This window comes from Actinosynnema sp., assembly GCF_052038725.1.
On sequence record NZ_JBQGCX010000660.1, the window covers coordinates 1 to 3,593 of the forward strand.

At 75.5% G+C, this 3,593-nt stretch carries 6 protein-coding genes and 1 pseudogene; 5 read left to right on the forward strand and 2 right to left on the reverse strand.

Going from position 1 to position 3,593, the window contains the following annotated elements; all coding sequences use genetic code 11:
- Positions 1-215, forward strand: a pseudogene (locus ACTUAL_RS13890) (adenosylmethionine--8-amino-7-oxononanoate aminotransferase BioA); the annotation flags it as partial.
- Here ACTUAL_RS13890 and ACTUAL_RS13895 read toward each other — a convergent pair.
- Together ACTUAL_RS13895 and ACTUAL_RS13900 are read right to left on the reverse strand one after the other, a co-directional pair.
- Positions 195-839, reverse strand: coding sequence for a hypothetical protein (locus ACTUAL_RS13895; RefSeq protein ID WP_096496443.1), 645 nt, complete (start codon positions 837-839; stop codon positions 195-197). The pseudogene ACTUAL_RS13890 and the gene ACTUAL_RS13895 overlap by 21 nt on opposite strands.
- Positions 840-845: 6 nt before the next feature.
- Positions 846-1,091 carry a glutaredoxin family protein gene (locus ACTUAL_RS13900; RefSeq protein ID WP_096496442.1) on the reverse strand — a complete coding sequence of 82 codons (246 nt, stop codon included), beginning with the start codon at positions 1,089-1,091 and terminating at the stop codon, positions 846-848.
- A gap of 60 nt (positions 1,092-1,151) precedes the next feature.
- Between ACTUAL_RS13900 and bioD the strand changes: the two genes are divergently transcribed.
- The 4 genes from bioD to ACTUAL_RS13920 all read left to right on the forward strand — a co-directional run.
- Complete coding sequence (bioD, locus tag ACTUAL_RS13905; protein WP_232520041.1) at positions 1,152-1,868, forward strand: dethiobiotin synthase; 717 nt, start codon at positions 1,152-1,154, stop codon at positions 1,866-1,868.
- Positions 1,869-1,952: 84 nt separating this feature from the next.
- Positions 1,953-2,996, forward strand: a complete 1,044-nt coding sequence (bioB, locus tag ACTUAL_RS13910) for a biotin synthase BioB (RefSeq protein WP_440900529.1) — start codon at positions 1,953-1,955, stop codon at positions 2,994-2,996.
- Positions 2,993-3,190 carry a biotin synthase auxiliary protein BsaP gene (gene bsaP / locus ACTUAL_RS13915; RefSeq protein ID WP_096496439.1) on the forward strand — a complete coding sequence of 66 codons (198 nt, stop codon included), beginning with the start codon at positions 2,993-2,995 and terminating at the stop codon, positions 3,188-3,190. The genes bioB and bsaP overlap by 4 nt, the downstream gene beginning before the upstream one ends.
- 93 nt (positions 3,191-3,283) lie before the next feature.
- Positions 3,284-3,593: hypothetical protein (locus tag ACTUAL_RS13920; protein ID WP_440900530.1), on the forward strand; the 310-nt coding region annotated here is incomplete at its 3' end.

Consider the following 3,593-nt stretch of genomic DNA (forward strand, 5'->3'; position numbering starts at 1 on the left):
GGGTGCTCGGCGCGATCGGCGTGGTGCAGCTGGACCACCAGGTGGACGTGGCCGCCGCCACCGCCGCCGCCACCGAGCGCGGGGTGTGGCTGCGGCCGTTCCGCGACCTCGTCTACACCATGCCGCCGTTCGTGTGCACCGACCGGGACGTCGCCGACATCGCCGCCGCCGTGGTCGCCGCGGCCGAGGCGTCCTCACTGGCGCAGCAGCGTTGACCCCCACACCAGCAGCAGCACCGAGTACCCGATCAGCAGCCACGCGGGCAGCCGGTTCCCGCCCTCGCCCTCGCCGTACGCCCTGGCCCGCGCCGAGAACCGCGCCACGACCGCCCACAGCAGCGCGACCACGACCAGCGCCAGCGGCGCCACCAGCACGCCCCACGCGCCCGCGAACACCCCGCCGAAGTAGTCCACCGGCAGCGGCACGTCCGACCACTCGCTGACCGGGGCCATCAGCACCGCGACGGACCCCCACGCCCAGGTGGCCCGCCGCCACGGCCGCGCCCGCTCCGGCCCGCCGGACCGCCCGACCAGGATCGCGATCCCGCCCACGGCGAACGCGGCGCCCGCGAACAGCCAGCCCACCACCGTGGACACCACCGGGATCGGGGCCACGACCTCACCCACCAGCGGGACCACGTGCGACCACAGGACGTAGTGGCCCAGCACGCCCAGCGGGATCGCGGCCAGCACCAGCCACACCTGCTTGCCGGTGCTCAGCCGCTCGAACCACGACCGCTCCCGGACCACCGGCCCGGCGGTCCGGCGCGCGAGCCGCGCCTCGTCGCGGGCGCGCTGCCCCTGCCGCTGCCGCCGCCTGCGGCGCGCCCCCTTCCCCACGGGCCGTCAGCCCTCGACCGCTACGGCCGAGGCCAACTGGGTGTTCGTGGGCTCCACCAGGACGGTCCCGTCCGCGAGCACGACCACCGGGATGTTCTTGCGCCCGCCCGCGATCTCCACGGCCCGCTCGCGCGCCACCTCGTCGTGCTCGACGTCCACCTCGGTGAACGGCACCCCGTTCTCCCTGAACCACGCCTTGGCCCGGCGGCAGTCCCCGCACCAGTCGGCGCTGTAAACCACGATTTCACCCATGCCGGTGACTGTAGAGCGCCACTCACGGCAACGCTGCGTGTCGTCGTAGTGTGGTGGGCCGTGAGCGTCCTCGTGATCACCGGCACGGGCACCGACGTCGGCAAGACCGTGGTCGTGGCCGCGCTGGCGGCGATCGCGGCAGCCGAAGGCCGCCGGGTGGCCGTCCTCAAGCCGGTGCAGACCGGTGTCCTCCCCGGCGAGCCGGGGGACCTGGCGGAGGTCCAGCGGATGGCGGGCCCCGTCACCACCCGTGAGCTGCGCCGCTACCCCGACCCGCTGTCCCCCGCGGCGGCGGCCCGCCGCTCCGGGCTGCCCACCGCGCACCCGGCCGAGATCGCGGGCGCGGCCACCGAGCTGGACGACACCCACGACCTGGTCCTCCTGGAGGGCGCGGGCGGCCTGCTCGTGCCGCTCGACGACCGGGGCGCCACCCTCGCCGACGCGGCCTGGGCGCTGCACGCCCCCGTGCTCGTCGTCGCCCACGCCGCCCTCGGCACCCTCAACACCACCGCCCTCACCGCCGAGGTGCTGGTGCGGCGCGGCCTGGAGTCGATCGGCGTGGTCATCGGCCGCTGGCCCGAGCACCCGGACCTGGCCGCCCGCTGCAACCTCGCCGACCTGCCCGAGGTCGCGGGCGCGCCGCTGCTGGGCGTGCTGCCGGACGGGGCGGGCGCGCTGAGCGGGGCGGAGTTCCTGGAGGTCGCGCGCGCCGGGCTGTCGCCGTGGTTCGGCGGCACGTTCGACCCGGACAAGTTCTCCGCGCCGCACACCTGCTGACACACCCGTCGCGCTCTGTCACCTGACGGCCCCGCTCGGGCACACTCGGTCGTCGACGGCACCCGCCGACCGTGAGGAGAAGTCGTGTCCGCAGCACCCGAGCAGGCCGCGCCCAGCGGCGCCGAGCAGCCGGGCGACGTGCTCGCCGAGGCCGGGGAGCGCGTGCTGGAAGGCGGTGTCGGGCTCACCGAGGAGCAGGTCCGGCGGGTGCTGGCCCTGCCCGACGAGCGGATCCCCGAACTCCTCGCGCTCGCGCACCGGGTGCGGGTGCGCTGGTGCGGGCCCGAGGTCGAGGTGGAGGGCATCGTGTCCCTCAAGACCGGCGGCTGCCCCGAGGACTGCCACTTCTGCTCCCAGTCCGGCCGGTTCCCCTCGCCGGTGCGCTCGGCCTGGCTGGACGTGCCCGGACTGGTCCGCGCGGCCAGGCAGACCGCCGAGACCGGGGCCACCGAGTTCTGCGTCGTCGCGGCCGTGCGCGGGCCGGACGCGCGGCTGCTGGCGCAGGTCCGCGCCGGGATCGAGGCCATCCGCGCCGACGGCAACCCCATCCAGATCGCCTGCTCGCTCGGGATGCTCACCCAGGAGCAGGTGGACGAGCTGGTCGCCATGGGCGTGCACCGCTACAACCACAACCTGGAGACCGCCCGCTCGCACTTCCCGAACGTGGTCACCACGCACTCGTGGGAGGAGCGGTGGGACACGCTGCGCATGGTCCGCGCGGCGGGCATGGAGGTGTGCTGCGGCGGGATCATCGGCATGGGGGAGAGCCTGGCGCAGCGGGCCGAGTTCGCCGCCCAGCTCGCCGCCCTCGAACCCGACGAGGTGCCGCTCAACTTCCTCATCCCCAACCCCGGCACCCCGTACGAGGACTACCCGGTGGTGGAGGGCGCGGAGGCGCTGCGGGTGGTCGGGGCGTTCCGGCTGGCGCTGCCGCGCACGGTCCTGCGGTTCGCGGGCGGGCGGGAGCTGACGTTCGGCGACCTCGGGGCCAAGCGCGGGATGCTCGGCGGGATCAACGCGATCATCGTCGGGAACTACCTGACCAACCTCGGGCGGCCCGCCCAGGAGGACCTGGACATGCTGGCGGAGCTGGCCATGCCGATCAAGGCGTTGAACGAGGTCCTGTGAGCGCGGGCGAGGTGTACTGCGGGCACTGCGGCCGGGCGCGGGACGGGGCCGACCACGGGGCGTGCGCGCGGCGGCTCGGGGTGGTCGACCCGCCCCGGTTCTGCGGGGCGTGCGCGCGGCGGATGGTCGTGCAGGTGACGCCCGGCGGGTGGACGGCCTCGTGCGGCAGGCACGGCGAGTCGCGATCGGCCTGACCGGCGGCGACGGCGGACGCCCCACGACCGTCGGGTGGTCGCGGGGCGCGCGGTAACCTCGCTGCCGACGGTGGTCGCGCAGGGAGGTCTCGGGTGGCTGAGCAACCGGTTGACGGGCAGGACGAGTCGGACGGCTCGACGACCGCCGCCCAGGCCAAGCTCGCCGAGGCCGGGTGGCCCCGGCGCGGCGAGGGGGCCGACCGGGACGAGGCGACCACGAGGATCAGCAAGGCCGCGCTGGGCGGGGCGGAGGAGAAGACCGCCGTGCTCCCGAAGCCGGTCGGTCTCGCGCGATCGTTACGAGGGCGCGCTGCGGACAATAGCGCCCGAGGCCCCGCACGCAACCAGCGCGTGCCGCGTCGCGGCAGGGCGGGATGCGCCATTTCCGCGGCGCCGGCAACCG

Excerpts from the sequence above, each read along its gene's own strand:
- ACTUAL_RS13900 (WP_096496442.1), bottom strand. The coding sequence starts at position 1,091 with ATGGGTGAAATCGTGGTTTACAGCGCCGACTGGTGCGGGGACTGCCGC.